Here is a 19,190-nt window from a genome sequence, read left to right as displayed (position 1 = left end):
CGGTCCGGATGCACGGGCCCCGCACTGCCGCCGGTATCGCGCCACACATGTCACTCCCTTCGTTGGACAGCCGCTGGCTAATCTATCACGCAGGCCCCGCATGCCGCGGCCCGCGCGCCGCCGCACCGGCAGCGAGGAATCCAGGGAGAAAGACCATCGTGACGACAGCCGTGGACGCCCGCGCGACAGGCGCATGCGATGACAAGCGCCCGTCGCTGTCGGCCTTCGCCGGCGTGTCGGCGCTGGCGCTGGCCATGGCGGCGACGGCGATGGTCTCGCATGTGGCGGCGATGTCCGCGATGGGCGGGGTGCCGATGCCGGGCGGCTGGCTGCTGTCGCCGCTGTGGACCCCGATGTGCGGCGGAACGTGGCCCCGGGCGGCGGCATCGTTCTTCGGCATGTGGACGGCCATGATGACCGCGATGATGCTGCCCGCGGCGTTGCCGGCGCTGTGGCGGTACCACGCGACCGTGGCCGCCGACGCGCCGCGGCGTGCAGCGCTGACGGCGCTTGCCGGCACGGGCTATGTCGCGGTCTGGTCGGCCCTGGGACTGCTGGTGTTTCCGCTTGGCGCGTCCACGGCCGCGCTGCTGCTGCACTGGCCCGCGATGGCCCGCGCGGTCCCGCTGCTTGCCGGTGCGATGGTGCTCGCCGCGGGCGCGCTGCAGTGCACGGGATGGAAGGCGCGCCATCTGCGCCACTGCCGCGCGGCGGCGCCGGCCGGCGTGCCGTCATCCCACGGCGCCGGTGCGTGGCGATACGGCGTGCGCCTCGGCGCCCATTGCACGCTGTCGTGCGCGGGCCTGACCGCGAGCCTGCTGGCGCTCGGCGTGATGGATGCGGGCGCGATGGCGGCCGTCACCGTGGCCGTCGCCGTGGAGCGCCTGTCTTGCGCAGCGGAAGCTTGCGCAAGAGGCATCGGCGTGGTGCTGGGCGGCATCGGCGCGTGCCTGGTCGTGTCCGCGCTGTACGCCAGGTAGGCCGCGCAACGCCCCGGGCGCCGCGCGGCATCGCCATTTCTTTACACGGGATATGAAATCTTTCGTGCGACCGCGCCTTGGTCGCCCGCGCGCGCGGGCAAGTGCCTCCGGCCCCGATTTATCGAAGAAACTTAATATCGCCGAAGAAGAAATTTTCTTGCCTGGCGACATCCCCAACCATAAGCTCGACTGCGACAGATAGCGAAAGCCGACGGGCGGCCCCGCCGCACCGGACCGAACGCAACATCGACAGGTGAGGACAGTCGTGACGGCGCTACCCGCCAGCCATCGTTTGCGCCGTGTCGCCGGCCTTCGCTCCCATACGGCCATGGCGGGGATGCGGCAGTCGCTGTTGTACGTGCTGGTGCCGTTGCTGGCGCTCTGCGCCTGCCGCCGCGCCGAGGAGCCGCCCGCGCCCGAGGTGCGCCCCGTGCGCGCGATCGAGATCACCGCGCGCACCAGCGGCGACACCATGACGCTGACCGGACGCGTGCAGGCCGAGGCGGAGATCAACGCCGCCTTCCGCATCGACGGCAGGCTGATCGCGCGCAACGTGGAAGTGGGGGACCGCGTCAAGCCCGGGCAGCTGCTGGCGCGGCTGGATGCGATGAACGAGGAGAGCAGCCTGCAATCGGCGCGGGCGCAGCTCGCCGCGGCCCAGGCACAGGGTGTCGAGGCGCGCAGCAACTACATCCGCATGCGCGACCTGCTCAAGGAGAACGCCATCTCGCGCGCCTCCTTCGAGCAGTCGGAGGCGCTGCTCAAGATCACCCAGTCCCAGATCGAGTCGTCGCAGGCCATGGTCAGCATCGCGCAGAACCGCGTGGGCTATACGCGCCTGCTGTCAGACGTGGCCGGCGTGGTGACCGCGCGCGGTCCGGAGCCGGGCGAAATCGTGGGCGCGGGCCGGATGATCGTGCAGATCGCGCGCGACGGCGCCGTCGACGCGGTGTTCGACGTACCCGCCCAGGTCAAGGACAGCGCGCCGCGCCAGCCCCGCATCGAGGTCGCGCTGACCAGCGACCCGGCCGTCAAGGCAAGCGGCACGGTGCGCGAGGTGTCGCCGCGCGCCGATCCGGTGACCGGCACCTTCCAGGTCCGGGTGCGGCTCATCGACCCGCCACCGGCGATGCGGCTGGGCAGCATCGTGACGGGGCGCATGACGCTGGAGGGCACCGCCGCCATCGATATTCCGGCCACGGCGCTGATCCGCTCGGCGCAGCAGCCCGCGGTCTGGGTCATCGACCGCAACGCCGGGACCGTGGCGGCGCGAGAGGTGGCCGTGACCGCCTATACCGCCGACCGCGTGCTGATCTCGCAGGGCCTGGCCGCCGGCGATGTGATCGTGGTCGCGGGCGCGCAGGCGCTGCGGCCCGGGCAGAAGGTGCGCTGGGGCGAGGTCGGCAAGTGATCGGCCCGAATCTGTCGGAGTGGGCGCTGTCCAAACGCTCGCTGGTGGTCTTCGTGATGCTGATCGCGATTGCGGCGGGAACGCTGTCGTTCACGCGCCTGGGCCGCGGCGAGGACCCGGTGTTCACCTTCCGCTCGATGGTGGTCGGCGCGGCCTGGCCCGGCGCCACCGTGGACGAGACGCTGTCGCAGGTCACCGAGCGCCTGGAGCGCGCGCTGCAGGAGACCAACCACCTGGACCGCGTGCGCAGCTACACCACGGCCGGGCAGACGACGATCTTCGTCGATCTGAAGCAATCGACGCGCCCCGAGGACGTGCCCAACGTCTGGTACGAAGTCAGGCGCAATATCGGCGACATCCGCCACACGCTGCCGCAGGGCGTGGTGGGGCCGGTCTTCAACGACGACTTCGGCAGCACCTTCGGCATCATCTATGCCTTCACCGCGGACGGCTACACCTTCCGCGAACTGCGCGACCATGTCGAGGCCGCGCGCTCGCGGTTGCTGCGGGTGCCCGACGTCGCCGAGATCGAGGTGCTCGGCGCGCAGGACGAGCAGATCTTCATCGAGTTCTCGGCGCGCGAGCTCGCCGGCCTGCGCCTGGACTTTCCTGCCATTTTGGGCGCGTTGCAGGCGCAGAACGTCGTCAGGCCGGCCGGGACGCTGCACACGGAGCGCGAGCGCGTGTTCCTGCGCGTGAGCGGCGCCTTCGATTCCGAGCGCGATATCGAGGAACTGAATCTTGTCATCGCAGGCCGCAACCTGCGGCTGGGCGACTTCGCCACAGTGCGGCGCGGCTTCGCCGACCCGCCGCAGCCGATGTTCCGGGTCAACGGCCAGCCCGCCATCGGGCTGGCCATCGCGATGCGCGACGCCGGCGACATTCTGGCGCTGGGCCGCAACGTCCGCGACGAGATGGACGACATCCGGCGTGGGCTGCCGCATGGCATCGAGCCCACGCTGGTTGCAGACCAGGCGGTGACCGTCGACGTGGCCATCAACGATTTCCTCGCCTCGCTGTGGCAGGCCATCATCATCATCCTGGTCTGCAGCTTCGTCAGCCTCGGCGTGCGTCCCGGGGCGGTCGTCGCGCTGTCGATTCCGCTGACGCTGGCGATCGTCTTCGCGATCATGGACTTCGCCGACATCGATCTGCATCGCGTCTCGCTCGGTGCGCTGATCATCGCGCTGACCCTGCTGGTCGACGATGCGATGACGACCGTCGACGCCATGATCAACCGGCTCGCCGCCGGCGATACCAAGGACCAGGCCGCCACCTATGCCTACCGCACGCTGGCCGCGCCGATGCTGATCGGCACGCTGGTGTCGATCTCCAGCTTCGTGCCGATCGGCTTTGCCCGCAGTTCCGCGGGGGAATACACGTTCTCCATCTTCGCGGTGGTGGCGATTGCGCTGATCGTTTCCTGGCTGGGCGCGGTCATCTTCGCGCCACTGATCGGCAAGGCATTGCTCAAGGCGCCCAAGGCCGGCGCGTCGGGCAAGCCCGGGCGGCTGCTCGCGGCCTATGGCCGCTTCCTCAACGGCGCCATTCGCGCGAAATGGCTGACCATCGGGCTCACGCTGGCGGCCTTCGTCGTCTCGATGTTCCTGATCCGCTTCGTGCCGCAGCAGTTCTTTCCGCCGTCCGACCGGGTCGAGCTGACCGTTGACCTGACGCTGCGGCAGAACGCCTCGATCTACGCGACGGAGGCCGAGGCGAGGCGGGTCGAGCAGCTGCTCCACGGCGACCCCGACGTGGCCCACTACAGCACCTACGTCGGCCGTGGCGCCATCCGCTTCATCCTGACGCTCAATGCGCAGCTCGCGAACCCGTTCTATTCGCAGCTCGTGGTGGTGGCCAGGGACCTGGACGCGCGCGACCGGCTGCAGCGCAAGCTGGAGAAGGCGCTGGCGGAGGACTTTCCCGATGTGGTGGCGCGCGTGTCGCCGCTGGAGCTCGGACCGCCGGTAGGCTGGCCGCTGCAATACCGCGTCTCCGGCGCGGACCCGGCCCAGGTGCGCGCCATCGCGCTGGAACTGGCCGGCGTGATCGGCGGCGACGCCCGCGCCAGGCATGTCAATTTCGACTGGATGGAGCCCGCCCGCCAGATCCAGATCCGCGTGAACCAGCAGGAGGCGCGCAACCTCGGCATCAGCAGCGCGGCGCTCGCCGCCATCATGAACGCCACCGTGACGGGCACCACCGTGACCCAGGTGCGCGACGACATCTACCTGGTCAACGTCGTGGCCCGCGCCGGCGCGCGCGACCGCCTGTCCATCCAGACGCTGAGCACGCTGCAGGTGCCCACGGCCAGCGGCCGCATGGTCCCGCTGAGCCAGTTCGCCTCTTTCGCCGAGGAACAGGAGTCGCCGCTGGTCTGGCGGCGCGACCGCGTGCCGACGCTCACCGTGCGGGCCGACGTGGCTCACGGCGTGCTGCCCGATACCGTGGTGGAGGCCCTGGCCCCGAAGATCGACGAGTACGCCGCGAAGCTGCCGCGCGGCTACCGCATCGAGACGGGCGGCATGTCGGAGGAAAGCGCCACCTCCAGCGCCTCGGTATTCGCCGTGGTGCCCCTGATGATCGTGCTGATGCTGCTGAGCATGATGGTGCTGCTGGTGAGCTTCCGGCGGCTGGCGATGGTGGTCTGCGTGATGCCGCTGGGCATGATCGGCGTGGTGCTGACGCTGCTGGTCTTCAACCGGCCGCTCGGCTTCGTCGCCATCCTCGGCATTCTTGCGCTGATCGGCATGATCGCGAAGAACCTCGCGCAACGAGTTCCGCTGCATCGTCAGCCTGATGCCGGGCTCGGTGCCGGTGGACGAGGGGCGCGGCTCCATCGCGTTCCACTGCCTGGACACCACGCGGCCGATCGCCCGGCAGATGGCGGCGGAGGAGGCGCGCCTCGCCGGCGTGCTGCTGCCCGGAGCGCGCCATGACTGACTTCCTGCTGGGCGCCACCATCGCCGTGCTGGTCGTGGTCGGCTTCGGGCTGGTGGCGATCCTGCGCCGGCGCGAGGTGTTCGACCTGATGATGGCGGTGCAGCTGCTGGGTACCGGTGGCATCGGCGCGATGCTGCTGCTCGGAGCCGCCACGCGCATGCCCGCGGTGCTCGACGTGGCGCTGATTCTCGCGGTGCTGGCGGCCTTCATGGCGATCGCCTTCGTCAGGGCGGCCATGAAGCGCGCGCACGAGGCCGGCGCGGCGCCGGGGTCCGGAGGCCGACCATGACGGTACTTGCCCATGCCTTCACCGTGGCCTGCGTGATCGCGGGCGCCTTCTTCTTCCTCGCCGGCACGGTCGGCCTGCTGCGTTTTCCCGACACGCTGACGCGCCTGCATGCGCTGACCAAGGCCGACAATCTAGGGGTCGGGCTGGTGGCGCTCGGCGTGCTGCCGCAGATGGACCGGCCGGTCGATGGCCTCAAGCTGGTGCTGGTCTGGCTGCTGGTGCTGCTGGCCTCGGCGGTGGTGTCGCAATTGCTGGCGCGCGCCATTCACGCGCGGGGAGCCGCCGATGCATGAGCTGCTGGACGGCCTGCTGGTGCTGATCGTGCTGGCCCTCGCGCTGGGCAGCGTCGTGACGGGCGGCCTGTCCACCGCCGTGGCGTGCTTCGTGTCGTATGGCCTGCTGCTGGCCTTCGTATGGCTGCGCGTGCAGGCGGTGGACGTGGCGATGACCGAGGCAGCCATCGGCGCGGGTCTGACCGGCGCGCTGCTGATCGGCGCCGCGGCACGGCTCGGTGGCGGCGCGGAACCGGCCGGAACGACGCGTACCGCACGCACGAGACGCGCACTGGCGGCGCTCGCGGCGGCCGCGATCGCGCTGCCGCTCGCCGCGTGCCTCCTGCTGCTGCCCGAGCCGGCCCCCACGCTGGCACCGCAGGTTGCGCAAGCGATGCCAGCACTGGAGGTGGGCAACCCCATCACCGCCGTGCTGCTCGGCTTTCGCTCGGCCGATACCCTGCTCGAGGCGATCGTGCTGCTGATTGCGCTGATCGGGGTCTGGTCGCTGGGTCCCGACCGGTTCTGGGGCGGCAGGCCGGGCCTCGCCGCGGCGCCCGACCCGGAGGGCATGCTGGCGTGGCTCGCGCGCGTGCTGGTGCCGGTCGGCGTGCTGGTGGCGCTGTACCTGCTGTGGGCCGGCGCCGATCATCCGGGCGGCAAGTTCCAGGCGGCGACGGTGCTGGCGGCGATGTGGCTGCTGGTGATGATGTCGGGGCTGGCGGACGCCCCGGCCATCGGCGGCAGGTGGCTGCGCATCGGCGTGGTCGTCGGCCCCGCGGTCTTCCTGCTGCTCGGGGCGGCCGGCGCGGCGCTGGCGGGTGCGTTCCTGGACTATCCGCCGGGATGGGCCAAGGTGTGGATCGTGGCAATCGAGTTCGCGCTGCTGCCCTCGCTGGCCATCACGCTGGCGCTGGTGTTCGCCGGCCCCGCGCAACGGCAGGGCCGGCCATGAACGCGACCGCGCTGTTCGGCCTGTGCGCGGCCGTGCTGGCGGGCATCGGCGTCTATGGCCTGATCGCGAGCCCGCATCCGCTGCGCAAGATCGTCGCGCTGAACGTGCTGGGCAACGGGATCTTCCTTGCCTGCGCGATCATCGCCCGCCGCGGCGCGGCGGCGGGCATGGGCGGCGATCCCGTGCCGCAGGCGCTGCTGATCACTGCGATCGTGGTGGCCTTCGCCGCCACCGCGCTCGGCATTGCGCTGACGCTGGGGCTGCACGAGGAAGGCGGCGCGGCGTCGCTGTCCGACGAGGGTGGCGGCGGGGCGCGGGAGCCAGCATGACGGGCGCCATGCCGATGGTCTCGCCGGGCGGCCTGTGGCTGGTGTCGGCCATCATGGTGCCATTCGCCGGCGTGCTCCTCGCGCTGGTCGTGGGCGGACGCGGCGCGTGGCGCGTGGCGCAGGCGGCCATCGTGCTCGGCATCGGCATCGCCTTCGCCATCGCCGCGACGCTGCTGCGCGCCGGCGGCGCGCTGGTCTACACGCTCGCGGGCTGGGCGCCGCCGCTCGGCATCGCGCTGCGCGCCGATGGGCTGGCGGTGTCGATGATGGTGGCGGTCGCGGTGGTGGTCGGCATGGTGGGCGTCTATGCCGGCGGCAACTTCGGCACCGCAAGGGGCGCGGCCGAGTCGCGCGGCCCGCTGTCGTTCTGGCTGTTGCTGCTGTCGGTCTGGGGCGCGCTGAACCTGATCTTTCTCGCGCAGGACGTGTTCACGCTCTATGTCGGCCTCGAACTGCTGACCTTCGCGGGCGTGCCGCTGGTCAGCCTCGACGGCAGCGCGGCAACGCTCAAGGCGGCGCTGCGCTACCTGCTGTTCGCCTTGCTGGGCTCGATGTTCTATCTGCTGGGCACCTTCCTGCTGTACGGGGTCTACGGCACGCTGGACATCGGGCAGCTCGGCGCCGCGGTGCGAGCCGGGCCGGCGACGTGGCTGGCCGCCGCGCTGATGACCGCGGGGCTGCTGGCCAAGACCGCGCTGTTCCCGCTCCATCTGTGGCTGCCGCCCGCGCACGCGGGCGCGCCCGCGGCGGCAAGCGCGGTGCTGTCCGCGCTGGTGGTCAAGGGCTCGTGGTTCCTTGCGATCAGGCTATGGCTGGACGTGTTCGCCACGGTCGTGACCATCGGCGCCGCGCAGTGCCTTGCCGCGCTCGGCGTGCTGGCCATCGTGGTAGGCAATGTCGTCGCCATCCGGCAGGCGCGGCTCAAGCTGCTGATCGCCTATTCGACCGTCGCGCAGATCGGCTACCTGTTCCTGGTATTTCCGCTGGCGGCGGCGCTGCAGGACGATCCGGCCGGCAGCGCCGCGGCGGTGGCCGGCGGCATGCTGCAGGCCATTTCGCATGCCACCGCCAAGGCCGCGATGTTCCTCGCCGCGGGACTCGTCTACACCGTGCTCGGCCATGACCGCGTCGCGGACCTGCGCGGCTGCGCGGCGCTGTTGCCCATGACCATGACGGCGTTCGCGCTGGCCGGCGCGTCGCTGATCGGCCTGCCGCCGAGCGGCGGCTTCCTGGCCAAGTGGCTGCTGCTGACGGCGGCGCTGGCGAGCGCGCAGTGGTGGTGGGCGCTGGCGATGCTGGCGGGCGGCGCGCTCACCAGCGTCTACGTGGCGATGGTGCTGCTGCGGGCGCTGGCTCCGGCCGCGCCGGCCTTCGTCGCCGCGCGCCCGGTGCCGCGCCTGCAGGAGGGCGCGGTGATGGCGCTCGCCCTGTGTTCGTTCCTGCTGGGCGCGGCCGCGCTGCTGCCGGCGGAGTGGCTGCGGATCGGCCGCGGCGTGTCCCCGCCGGTGTCCGCCGCTGTGTCCGCACCGGTGGCCGCGCCATGAGCACGCCGGCGCTGCTGATCGCGCTGGCCATCGGCGTGCCGCTGGCCCTGCTGCTGGCCGCCGCGGTCTCGCCGCGGCTGCGCGCACGGATGCCGCCATGGTTGCCCATCGCACCGCTGCCGGCGCTGTTCGCGGCGATGGCCGGTGGGGACGGCGCCGTGCTGGCGGTTGGCAATGCCCGCTTCGCGCTGCGCTTCGGACTCGATGCGCCCGGGGCCATGCTACTCGGCGCGGCCGCGTTGCTGTGGATCGGGTCGGGTGCGGTGGCTGCCTGGCAGGCAAGGACCGGGCGCCGTGGCGGCGCTTTCGTGGTCTGCTGGCTGATGGCGCTGACGGGCTGCGTCGGCGTGTTCCTCGCCGCGGACGTGGTGGGCTTCTATTTCCTGCTCGCGGTCTCGAGCGTCGGCGGCACCGGGCTGGTGCTGCAGGGCGAGGGCAGGGAGGCGGCCCGGGCCGCCGCCACCTATCTGGGCGTGGCGCTGGTGGCCGAAGCGGTGCTGCTGCCCGGCCTGATCCTGCTTGCGCTGCTCGCGCCGGACAGTCTGCGGATAACCGATGGCATGGCCGCACTGAAAGCATTGGGGGCACGGGACGCCCATCCTTTGCGCGATGCCATCGTCGTGCTGCTGGCGGCGGGTCTGGCCATGAAGGCCGGCGTCGTGCCCTCGCACTTCTGGATGCCGCTGGCGTATGGCGCAGCCCCTTTCGCCGCCGCCGCCGTGATGAGCGGTGCGATCGTCAAGGCGGCGGTGCTGGCGCTGATCCGCTTCCTGCCGCTGGGCACGCCGCTGCCGCAGATCGGCATGCCGCTGGCGGCGCTCGGCCTTGCCGGGGCGTTCTATGGCGTGGCGGTGGGCATCGCGCAGACGCGCTGCGGCCATATCCTCGCGTACTCCAGCGTCAGCCAGATGGGCTTGCTCGCCGCCATCCTCGGCATGGGGCTCGCCAGCGGCGATGGCGCGACGGGACTCGCAGCGGCTTTCTATGCCACCCACCATCTGCTGGTGAAGGGCGCCCTGTTCCTGGCGGTCGGCGTGGTCGCGCACACCGGTGCGCGCCATCTGCGCTGGACCCTGCTGCCCGTGGCCATCGTCGCGCTCGGGCTGGGCGGGCTGCCGCTGACCGGGGGCGCGCTCGCCAAGCACGCGGCGAAGGACCTGCTCGGCGGTGGCCTGGTGGGCACGATGGCAACGCTGTCTTCGGTGGCCAGCACCGTGCTGATGGTGCATTTCCTGTGGCGGCTGCGCGGCGAGACCGCGGCGGATCCGGATGCGCGCGCGCCGCTGGTGCTCACGGCCGCATGGCTGGCGATGGCGGCGGCATCGCTGGCCGCGCCGTGGGCGCTGTACCTGGCGATTCCCCGCGGCGCGATGCCGTCTGCGCTGACGGCCGCGGCGCTGGCCGGGGCGTTGTGGCCCGTGCTGCTGGGCGTCGTGGTCGCCGCGGCGTTGTATCTGTTCGCGCGCCGGCTCCCGCGCATTCCGCCCGGCGATATCGCCATCGCGCTGGCGGGCGCGAAGGGAAGGGCGCTGGTCGATGCGCTGGGCGCGGGCTGTGGCGGCGTCGATCTGTTCGCGCGGCGCTGGACGGTGGCGGCGCTCGCCTTCGTGCTGGTCACGCTGGTCCTCGCGGCCGCCCTGGTGCCGAGCGGATGAGCGCCGCGCGAACCCACGTCGCCGCCGGCGCGGCTCGCCTCGGCCGGCGTTCACGCACAAGGAGCCTGTCGTGACCACTTCGCCAGCCGCAGCGCTGCTCGCGCTGACCGCCATGCTGGGCCTGGGCGCCTGCACGGTCGGGCCGGACTATGCCAGGCCCGCCGTGCAGATTCCCGCCGACTGGCGCATCGGCTACGAGCGCGCGGCCGATGTCGCCGATACCCGGTGGTGGGAGCAATTCGACGATCCCGCGCTGAACGGGCTGATCGACATCGCCCTGCGCGAGAACCTGGACGTGCGCATCGCCGCGGCCCGCGTCGACCAGTTTCTCGGCACGCTGCAGGCGGTCAGTGCGCAGGCCTTTCCGCAGGCGGGCTACGGGGCGGACGTGAGCCGCAACCGGGCGAGCCGGGAAGGGGCGCCGCCGCTGCCGCCGGGGGCCAATCCGTACGTCACGCTGTACCAGGCCAATCTCGCGGCCACGTGGCAGATCGACCTGTTCGGCCGCGTGCGCCGGCAGAGCGAGGCGGCGCAGGCCCAGGTCTACGCCAGCGAGCAGGGCCGGCGCGGCGTGGTGCTGACGCTGGTGACCAGCGTGGCCAACAGCTATATCGCGCTGCGCGCACTGGACCAGCAGCGCGAGATCGCGGCGATGACCGCGGCGAACTTCGGCGAGACGGCGCGCATCTTCGACCTGCGCTTTCGCTCGGGCGTGGTGTCGCAGACCGAGGTCGAACAGGTGCGCTCGCAATACCAGCAGGCGCTCGCCGCGATCCCGGCGTTCGAGCAGCAGATCGCCACGCTGGAGAACCTGATTTCCATCCTGCTGGGGCAGGCGAGCGCGCCCATCCCGCGCGGCAGGACCATCGACGAACTGGTGGCGCCGGCCATTCCCGCGGGACTGCCTGCCGAACTGCTCGCACGCCGGCCCGACATCATGCAGGCCGAGCAGAACCTCGTGGCCGCCAACGCCAATGTCGGCGCGGTGCGCGCGCTGTACTACCCGAGCCTGTCGCTGACCGGCGCGCTGGGGTCGGTCAGCACCGCCTTCGGCAATTTCCTCAGCGGTCCCGCCACGGCATGGTCGCTGGCCGCCGCCGTGTCCGGACCGATCTTCACCTTCGGCGCCATCGGTGGACAGGTCCGGTCGGCCGAGGCGCTGCGCGAGCAGGCCGAACTCGCCTACCGTCAGACCATCCTCAACGCGCTGCGCGATACCAACGACGCGTTGATCGGCACGCAGAAGACGCGCGAGGGCGTCGAGCTGCAGCGGGCGCGGGTCGACGCGCTGCGCGAGTTCGCGCGGCTGTCGCGGCTCAAGTTCGAAGGCGGCCTCGTGGGCTATGTCGAGGTGCTGATCGCCGACAACGAACTGTTCGCCGCGCGGCTGGCACTGGTCAATCTGCAGGCAAACCGCTACACGCAGATCGTCAACGTGTATCGGGCCATGGGCGGCGGCTGGGTCGACGTGGCGGACAGGAGTACGGTCCGGGCGCAGGGCGCGGCGGGAATGGAAGACGGTGGGAAGGAAGGCGGGGCCGTGCGGTAGGACCAAAAGCGCCATTTAAAGCACATTAATAGGAGCAACGTTCTTCTGATATATCACATACAAAATATTTACTTATGGTGCGGCGCATCATATAATGGCAACTCCTAACCGTAGCTTTGGAGTCTGTCATGGAAGTCGCCACCCTTTTTGCGCTCGCCAGCGCGCTCGTGTTCTCGGGTATCAGCGTGACCCTCGCCCTCGCCGACAGCCTGGCCGGTAGCGGCCAGCTCAGCGCCGGCGGAGTGTTGGCAGCCGGCGAAATGGCCGACCTGCGCTAAGCCGGCGCCTGGTCGCCGGCGGTCTCCGATACCGCGGCACGGGTCCGCGATCCTGGCGGCGCGTTCATCAGCGTTGCACGGGCAGTCCGTGAGTGCCGGGCTTGCCCGACGTCAGTGGATCCGCACTCGTACCTATCGGAGATACCAACATGAAACGTGTCGCCTGTTTCGCAGCCGTTTTCCTTGCACTCTCGCCGCTGGCCGGCCAAGCCCAGGACCGCTCGCCGCCATCGCGCTCCGTGCCCGATGCCGCCGCCGTGGGCGAGACGATCCGCCTGGTCGGCGAGATCACCGGAATCGACAAGGAAAAGCGCAGGGTCACCGTGAAGGGCCCGCGCACCGGCGAGAACACCTACTACGTCGATCCGTCGGTGGCCAACTTCGAGAACATGAAGGTTGGCGACCGCGTCAATCTCGAGTTCAGGACCTCCTTCGCCCTCGCGCTGCGCAAGGGCGGCACCGGCATCCGCGAGCGCGTCGAGAAGGAAGCCTCGGCGGCGCAGATCCCGGGCGACCAGCGCCCCGGCATCTCGGACCTGCGGCGCACGACCATCGTGTCCAACGTCGATGCCGTCGACCGCAAGAACCGGACGGTCACGCTCACCGGTCCCGAGGGCAATTCGGTACAGGTACGCGTGCGCGATCCCGAACTGCTCAAGGACGTGAACAAGGGCGACCAGGTGGTGGCGGTGATGACCGAAGCCGTGGCGATCGCCGTCACGCCAGCGACGGGCCCGCAACCGGCCAAACCATAGTCCCGCGGCCCCACACGTTCTCGCTGCCGCGATCCGGCCGGCATCCGGATCGCCGGCCGCATTCGTCCCGATTTCCGCGGCCGACATCCAGCACCGCGGCCCGATCCGCATTTTTTTGACTTCCGGCGCACGCCGGCGTGTCCTAACGTGAGAGCGGGCCCAGCATGTCGTCCGCGCCAACAGTCGCCCTGCGGGGACGGAAGCGCCGCCGGGCGAAAAGGCCGTGGCGAACGGGATCGGGGGAACTGTGGCGAACATCCATCGACTATTGCTGTACTGCCTGCTGGCGTTGTCGGCCGTGCTGGCGCCGCATGCACGGGCCCAGGCGCATCTCGACAAGGCGCAACTGGACCAGATCATGGCGCCGATTGCCCTTTACCCCGATGCGTTGCTGTCGCAGGTGCTGATGGCCGCGACCTATCCCGCCGATGTCGCGGCGGCCGCGCAATGGTCGAAAAGCCATCCGGAGCTGTCCGGCGACGCCGGGGCCCGGGCGGTCGACAGCGAGGCGTGGGACCCGAGTGTCAAGTCGCTGGCGGCATTCCCGTCCGTGCTCGACATGATGGGACGGCAGCCGCAATGGGTCCAATCGGTGGGCGATGCCTTCCTGGCCCAGCCCGACGAGGTCATGGATGCCGTGCAGCGGCTGCGGCGGCAGGCACAGGCAGCCGGCTCGCTGAAGACGACCGAGCAGCAGAAGGTGACCACGGAGGGCTCCGGTCCCACGACCATCGTGCAGATCCAGCCCGCCAATCCGCAAGTGGTCTACGTGCCGACGTACAACCCCGCCGTCGTCTACGGCGTGTGGCCCTATCCGGCCTATCCGCCGGCCTACTACCCGCCGCCGCCGGGATCGGTGTTCGCCTCCGCGGTGGTCGCGGGCATCGGCTTCGGCATCGGCGTGGCCGCCATCGATGCGCTATGGGGCGACTGCAACTGGCATACCCACGACGTCGATATCAACGTGAACCGGTTCAACAATATCAACGTCAACAACCGCATCGACGCGAACCGCACGCGCGTGGACTGGCAGCACAACCCGGCCAACCGGGGCAATGTGCCGTACAACAATGCCGCCGTGCGCAGCCGCTTCGACGCGCAGAGGCAGGCGGGGCTTTCGAACCGCGCACAGGTGCGCACTGCTCCCGCCGCCGCCAACCGGCTCGCCGCCGGCCCCGGCTCGTCGCGCGACGCCGCGCGCGAGCGCGCCGCGCAGTCGTTCGAGGGCCGCACCGGCCAGGCGATTCCCGGCCATGCGTCGCGCGCCGACAGGGCGGCGGGGGCCGCCGGAGCAGGGCAGCGCCCTGCGCGGGATGGCAACGCCGGACCGGCGCAGCGCAATGCCATGCATCAGCAACAGCGCGCCGATCATGCCGATGCCCTGAACCGCTCGCGCGAGATCAACCGCGGCAGTGCACTGAGCCATGCCGGCAGCGGCTTCAGCGCCAGCCAGCAGCGCGAACGCGGCAGCCTGGCCGCGCAGCGCCTGAACACGCCGGCGCGTTCGTTCGAGCGGCCGGCGGGTGGCTTCCGCGGCGGCGCGGGCGGCGGACACTTCGGCCATGGGAGGAGGTGACGATGGAAGCCGGGGTGCTTGATGGCAAAGGCGTGCGTGCATGGCGCGCATGCATCGTCGCGGTGGCGGTCCTGTCGGGCTTCCCGGCGCTGGCGCAGCAGCGTTTCCCAAGTCCAGAGGCCGCGGCGCAGGCGCTGGTCACCGCGGTGGCCACCAACGACGAAGACGGCCTGGGCCGCGTGCTCGGACGGCAGTTCCGCACGCTGATCCCCGAGGGCTCGGTCACCCGCGACGATGTCTACGACTTCCTCGGTGCCTGGGCCAGGGAACACCGGATCCTGCCGGACGGCGAGAACCGTGCACTGCTGGCCGTGGGCGAAAGCCGCTGGACGTTTCCGGTTCCCATCGTCAGGAGCGGCGGCGGCTGGCAGTTCGACCTGCGCGAGGGCCGCGCCGAAATGCAGACGCGGCGGCTTGGCCGCAACGAACTCGCCGCGATGGAAATCCTGCGGCGGCTGACGTTCGCGCAGGAGCGCTATGCCGAAGAGATGGGAGACGGACGTTATGCGACGCGGCTGGTCAGCGCGGCCGGCAGCACCGATGGCCTCTACTGGCCCACGGTAGCCGGCGACGAACCCAGCCCGCTCGGGCCCGACGCGCTGGTCATGGGGCCCGATACGCCAGCCGCCGACGCCTTCTATGGCTACCATTTCCGCGTGATTCCGCCCGGCGACAGCGGGGCCCGCTATGCCTTCATCGCCTGGCCGGCGCAATACGGACGCAGCGGCGTGCACAGCTTCCTGATGAGCAGCGATCGCGTGCTGCTCGAAGCCGACCTCGGACCCGGCACGGCATCGCACGCCAAGGCGATGAAGCACTTCAGGCCCGGGGAACAATGGCGGCGTGTCGATGCGCCGTAGGCCGTGGGCCTGAGGGTCAGGGGCGGCGGCGCCGCGCGCGGAATGGCCGCGCGCAGGCCGGTGATGTCCACCGGTGCAGGCGCCGCACACAGCCGCGGGCAGGGCGCCGCCGATATCCCGGCGGAAAGTGCATGGCGCTGATGATGGGCGTCTGCCGGGCCACCCATTTCGTGCGGCGTGGGCTCATGGCTTGATGGCGACCTTGAGCACGCCGTCGCGCTGGTTGGCGAACAGATCGTAGGCCTCTTCGATGCGCGCGAGGTCGAACCGGTGGGTCACCAGCGGCCCGAGGTCCAGCCGGTCGGTTTCGATCACCTGCATCAACCGCCGCATGCGCTCCTTGCCGCCCGGGCACAGCGAGGAGACGATGCGGTGGTCGCCCAGGCCCGCGTGGAAGGCGTCCAGCGGAATCCGCAGGTCGCTCGAATAGACGCCGAGGCTCGACAGCGTTCCGCCGGGTTTGAGCACCCGCAGCGCGGCCTCGAACGTGGCCTGCGTGCCCAGCGCCTCGATGGCCGCGTCCACGCCGCGACCGCCGGTGAGGCGCAGGATCTCGTCCACCACGTCGACCTCACGGAAATTGACCGTCGCGTCGGCGCCCATGCGCCGCGCGATCTCCAGCCGCTCCTCGATGCCATCGACCACGATGATCAGGCCCGCGCCGCGCATGCGCGCGCCGGCGGTCGCGCACAGTCCGATCGGTCCTTGCGCGAATACGGCCACCATGTCGCCGATCTTGATGTTCGCGTGTTCCGCGCCGGCAAAGCCGGTGGACATGATGTCGGGACACATCAGCACCTGCTCGTCGGTGAGCCCGTCCGGTATCGGCGCGAGATTGGCCTGCGCATCGGGCACCAGCACGAACTCCGCCTGCGTGCCGTCGATGGTATTGCCGAAGCGCCAACCGCCCATCGGCTTGTAGCCGTGCGCATGGCCGGGACCATCCTGCGAGGCGCAGCCGTCCTGGCAGGCGTAGGAATGAAAGCTCGGGCAGATCGCTCCGGCCACCACGCGCTGGCCCTCGCGGTAGCCCGTCACGCTGCGGCCCAGCTTCTCGATCACGCCCACGGGCTCGTGGCCGATGGTCAGGCCCGTGGCGACCGGATACTCGCCCTTGAGGATATGGACATCGGTGCCGCAGATGGTCGTGGTGGTGATGCGGATCAGCGCATCGGTGTCGCCGATATCGGGAATCGGCTTCTCGCGCAGGGCGATCTGGCCAGGGCCGAGAAAGACCGCGGCTTGCATGGTAGGCATGGCGTACTCCCATCGTTGGAACGGGCTAACGCCATCATGTGTGGGCCGGCCGCCGATGTGAAGGAAATCTCGTGGTGCGCGTTGTGAATGTTTTCGCTGCAACGGCGGCTGGCGCGTGGCGCCGGCGCCCAGTTGCCTGTCGAGCGCGGTTTGCACGCGGCGCGCGGCGTCGCCGCTTCGCTTTTCGCGAGGGCCTGCGACCTGCCGGCACCCGCGCGCCCCAGGGCTGGTGCTCGTGCGGATCCCATGCACCGCAATGACGAGGCAGGCGGGATCAATGGGAGGCGCGCAGGACGGCGCGGAGGCGCGCGGCGGTGCCTCCGACCGTGCCCACGCGGGCGCCCGCGGCGCGCCTACTTCGATTTGCCGCCGTGCGAGTACGGACTGGTGTCGCCGCTTCTGGCGCCGTCGGTGTATGGGTTGCGCTCTCCTGTCCTGGCGCCGTCGGTATAGGCGTCGCGTGCCCCGGTCCTCGCCCCGTCCGTGTAGGGGTCACGGGACTTGCCCGCGGGGGCGAGGTCGGAGCGCGTGCTGGCATTCGCGCCCTGGGTATAGGGGTCGAACTTGCCGCCCCGGGCGCCATCGGTGTAGGGGTCGGCCTTGCCCGCGGCGCGCGCGCCGCCCTGGGAGCCGGTCTGTGCGCCGCTCTGTGCGTGGGACATCTGCACCATGCTCAGGGCGCCGAGCGCGGCGAGGGTCAGGACAATCCGGTTTCGTCTCAGCATCATCTACCTCACAGGTTGGGCGCCAGCGAACTGGCGCAACAGCGCGTGGAACGACAAGCCGTTCCACCTCGAAAGACGGTGCGCGCGGCTCATGCGCCCGCGAGCGACGGGACCTGCCTCGTGGCCGCCAGATACCGATGGATCTGGGCGACCACCGCCGCCCCTTCGCCGACCGCCGACGCCACGCGCTTGGTGGAGCCGGAGCGGACATCGCCGATCGCGAACACGCCGCCCACGCTGGTCTGCAAGGGCACCGCCTGCAGCGAGCCTTCGGCCAGATCCGGGCCCGTCAGCACGAAACCCTTGTCGTCGAGGGCGACGCCGCAGGCACGCAGCCAGCCGGTATTGGGCTGCGCGCCAATGAAGACGAACAGGTGGTGGGCGGTCATGGAGCCCTCGATGCCGCCCGCGCCGCGATAGTGGATGCGTTCGAGCCGCGCGCCGCCCTCCAGCGCGCGCAGCTCGACCCGCGTATGCACCGTGACGTTGGGCAGCGCGCCGATGCGGTCCACGAGATAGCGCGACATGCTGTGCTCCAGGCTTGCGCCGCGAATGAACAGGTGCACGTGCTCGGCCTGGGAGGCGAGGAACACCACCGCCTGCCCCGCGGAATTGCCGCCGCCGACCAGCACCACCGGTTCCTTGCGGCATAGCCGGCCTTCGAGCGGGGTCGCCCAGAAATAGACGCCGCTGCCTTCGAAGCGGGCCAGGTCATCGACCGCCGGCCGCCGGTATTCGGCGCCGCTGGCGATCACCACGGTCCGCGCGGCGATGCGCCGGCCGTCGGCGAGCTGCACGAAAAGCGGAAAGCGCCCGCAATGCAAGGCCGTGACTTCGCACGGAATGCCGATGTGCGCGCCGAACTTCTGCGCCTGCGCGAACGCGCGCCCGGCCAGCGCCTGCCCCGTGATGCCGGTGGGAAAGCCGAGATAGTTCTCGATGCGGGCGCTGGTGCCGGCCTGGCCGCCGGGCGCGCGGCAATCCAGCACCGCGACGGACAGGCCCTCGGATGCGGCATAGACCGCGGTGGCCAGTCCCGCGGGGCCCGCGCCCACCACGGCCACGTCGTAGACAAAAGCCGGATCGAACTCGGGAATCAGGCCCAGGCAGGTGGCCAGTTGTCCTTCGTCGGGGTTGCGCAGCACCGTGCCGTCCGGACATACCACCAGCGGAAAGTCGTCGGGCTGCGGCGTGAGCCGCTCGAGCAGCGCGACGGCGTCGGCGTCCTGCTCGGCGTCCAGCGTGATGTTGGGAAAGGCATTGCGGCGCAGGAAGTTCTGCAGCGCAAGCAGCCTGCCGTTGCCCGGCGGGCCCACGAGCACGACCCCGTGTCCGCGCTCGATCACCAGCACGCGCCGCAGGATCAGTGCGCGCATGATGGTTTCGCCCAGATCCGCCTCGGTGACCATCAGGGCGCTGAGCTCGTCCGGCCGCAGCAGCACCGCCTCGACGTCCTCGACGACATGGGCATCCACCACCGCGGGCTTGTTCGAGAGCTGGGTCACGTCGGACGTGAATTCGCCGCGCTGGCTGTAGGTATGGATGGTGCGCTCATGGCCCAGCCCGTCGCGCCCGACGATGCGCACCTTGCCCTTGAGCAGCACGAACACGCCCGGGCACAGGCTCCCCGCGCGGTAGAGGAAGTCGCCCCGCGCATAGTGCGACAGCTTGCCGAAGCGGCGGACGCGGGCCACTTCCGCCTCGCCGAGCACCGGAAACATCTGCGCGTGGCGCGGGTGCGAGCGGACCGCCTCGTCGTCGTCTCCGTCGCCGCCTGCCATCGAACCGCTCTCCATGATCCGATCTCCCCGA

17 protein-coding genes are annotated in these 19,190 nt (G+C 70.7%); 14 read left to right on the top strand and 3 right to left on the bottom strand.

The annotated features are described in order from the left end of the window. Positions 1-158: 158 nt before the first annotated feature. The 14 genes from LDO27_RS08160 (at position 159) to LDO27_RS08095 (ending at position 15,396) form a co-directional block, all read left to right on the top strand. On the top strand, positions 159-980 hold the full coding sequence (locus LDO27_RS08160; protein ID WP_224041060.1) for a DUF2182 domain-containing protein: 822 nt from the start codon (positions 159-161) through the stop codon (positions 978-980). Positions 981-1,317: 337 nt separating this feature from the next. Continuing rightward, complete coding sequence (locus tag LDO27_RS08155) at positions 1,318-2,391, top strand: efflux RND transporter periplasmic adaptor subunit (protein WP_224041059.1); 1,074 nt, start codon at positions 1,318-1,320, stop codon at positions 2,389-2,391. Beyond that, positions 2,388-5,330 (top strand): efflux RND transporter permease subunit, encoded by a 2,943-nt coding sequence (locus LDO27_RS08150; RefSeq protein WP_224041058.1) that lies wholly within the window; start codon positions 2,388-2,390, stop codon positions 5,328-5,330. Before LDO27_RS08155 ends, LDO27_RS08150 begins: the two co-directional genes overlap by 4 nt. Continuing rightward, entirely contained in the window at positions 5,327-5,623 is a 297-nt protein-coding gene (locus LDO27_RS08145; protein WP_224041057.1) for an MrpF/PhaF family protein, read from the top strand. Before LDO27_RS08150 ends, LDO27_RS08145 begins: the two co-directional genes overlap by 4 nt. Further along, a complete protein-coding gene (locus tag LDO27_RS08140; protein ID WP_224041056.1) occupies positions 5,620-5,916 on the top strand; it encodes a monovalent cation/H(+) antiporter subunit G in 297 nt (98 codons plus the stop codon). The genes LDO27_RS08145 and LDO27_RS08140 overlap by 4 nt, the downstream gene beginning before the upstream one ends. After that, positions 5,909-6,850, top strand: a complete 942-nt coding sequence (locus LDO27_RS08135) for a hydrogenase subunit MbhD domain-containing protein (protein ID WP_224041055.1) — start codon at positions 5,909-5,911, stop codon at positions 6,848-6,850. The genes LDO27_RS08140 and LDO27_RS08135 overlap by 8 nt, the downstream gene beginning before the upstream one ends. Further along, positions 6,847-7,179 (top strand): NADH-quinone oxidoreductase subunit K, encoded by a 333-nt coding sequence (locus LDO27_RS08130; protein WP_224041054.1) that lies wholly within the window; start codon positions 6,847-6,849, stop codon positions 7,177-7,179. The genes LDO27_RS08135 and LDO27_RS08130 overlap by 4 nt, the downstream gene beginning before the upstream one ends. Continuing rightward, the gene (locus LDO27_RS08125; protein ID WP_224041053.1) at positions 7,176-8,723 is read left to right on the top strand and encodes a complex I subunit 5 family protein; all 1,548 of its coding nucleotides are present in this window, start codon (positions 7,176-7,178) and stop codon (positions 8,721-8,723) included. Before LDO27_RS08130 ends, LDO27_RS08125 begins: the two co-directional genes overlap by 4 nt. Continuing rightward, positions 8,720-10,378, top strand: coding sequence for a proton-conducting transporter transmembrane domain-containing protein (locus tag LDO27_RS08120; RefSeq protein ID WP_224041052.1), 1,659 nt, complete (start codon positions 8,720-8,722; stop codon positions 10,376-10,378). The genes LDO27_RS08125 and LDO27_RS08120 overlap by 4 nt, the downstream gene beginning before the upstream one ends. 70 nt (positions 10,379-10,448) lie before the next feature. Beyond that, positions 10,449-11,927, top strand: coding sequence for an efflux transporter outer membrane subunit (locus LDO27_RS08115; protein ID WP_224041051.1), 1,479 nt, complete (start codon positions 10,449-10,451; stop codon positions 11,925-11,927). A 128-nt stretch (positions 11,928-12,055) separates the two neighbouring features. Then, complete coding sequence (locus tag LDO27_RS08110; RefSeq protein WP_224041050.1) at positions 12,056-12,205, top strand: hypothetical protein; 150 nt, start codon at positions 12,056-12,058, stop codon at positions 12,203-12,205. A gap of 149 nt (positions 12,206-12,354) precedes the next feature. Next, entirely contained in the window at positions 12,355-12,960 is a 606-nt protein-coding gene (locus LDO27_RS08105) for a hypothetical protein (protein WP_222201018.1), read from the top strand. A gap of 256 nt (positions 12,961-13,216) precedes the next feature. Further along, the gene (locus LDO27_RS08100) at positions 13,217-14,536 is read left to right on the top strand and encodes a DUF3300 domain-containing protein (protein ID WP_377747204.1); all 1,320 of its coding nucleotides are present in this window, start codon (positions 13,217-13,219) and stop codon (positions 14,534-14,536) included. A 2-nt stretch (positions 14,537-14,538) separates the two neighbouring features. Further along, entirely contained in the window at positions 14,539-15,396 is an 858-nt protein-coding gene (locus LDO27_RS08095) for a DUF2950 family protein (protein ID WP_224041049.1), read from the top strand. A 183-nt stretch (positions 15,397-15,579) separates the two neighbouring features. On the opposite strand, the gene LDO27_RS08090 is transcribed toward LDO27_RS08095, so the two are convergent. The 3 genes from LDO27_RS08090 to LDO27_RS08080 all read right to left on the bottom strand — a co-directional run bounded on the left by LDO27_RS08090 (position 15,580) and on the right by LDO27_RS08080 (position 19,174). Continuing rightward, on the bottom strand, positions 15,580-16,653 hold the full coding sequence (locus LDO27_RS08090) for an NAD(P)-dependent alcohol dehydrogenase (RefSeq protein ID WP_222201017.1): 1,074 nt from the start codon (positions 16,651-16,653) through the stop codon (positions 15,580-15,582). A gap of 353 nt (positions 16,654-17,006) precedes the next feature. After that, a complete protein-coding gene (locus tag LDO27_RS08085; RefSeq protein WP_322790811.1) occupies positions 17,007-17,381 on the bottom strand; it encodes a hypothetical protein in 375 nt (124 codons plus the stop codon). 86 nt (positions 17,382-17,467) lie between these two features. Further along, positions 17,468-19,174 (bottom strand): FAD-dependent oxidoreductase, encoded by a 1,707-nt coding sequence (locus LDO27_RS08080; RefSeq protein ID WP_224041048.1) that lies wholly within the window; start codon positions 19,172-19,174, stop codon positions 17,468-17,470. Positions 19,175-19,190 lie beyond the last annotated feature (16 nt).

Source organism: Cupriavidus respiraculi, assembly GCF_914271545.1.
Classification (GTDB): domain Bacteria; phylum Pseudomonadota; class Gammaproteobacteria; order Burkholderiales; family Burkholderiaceae; genus Cupriavidus; species Cupriavidus respiraculi.
This window is presented reverse-complemented; position numbering and strand designations above follow the sequence as displayed.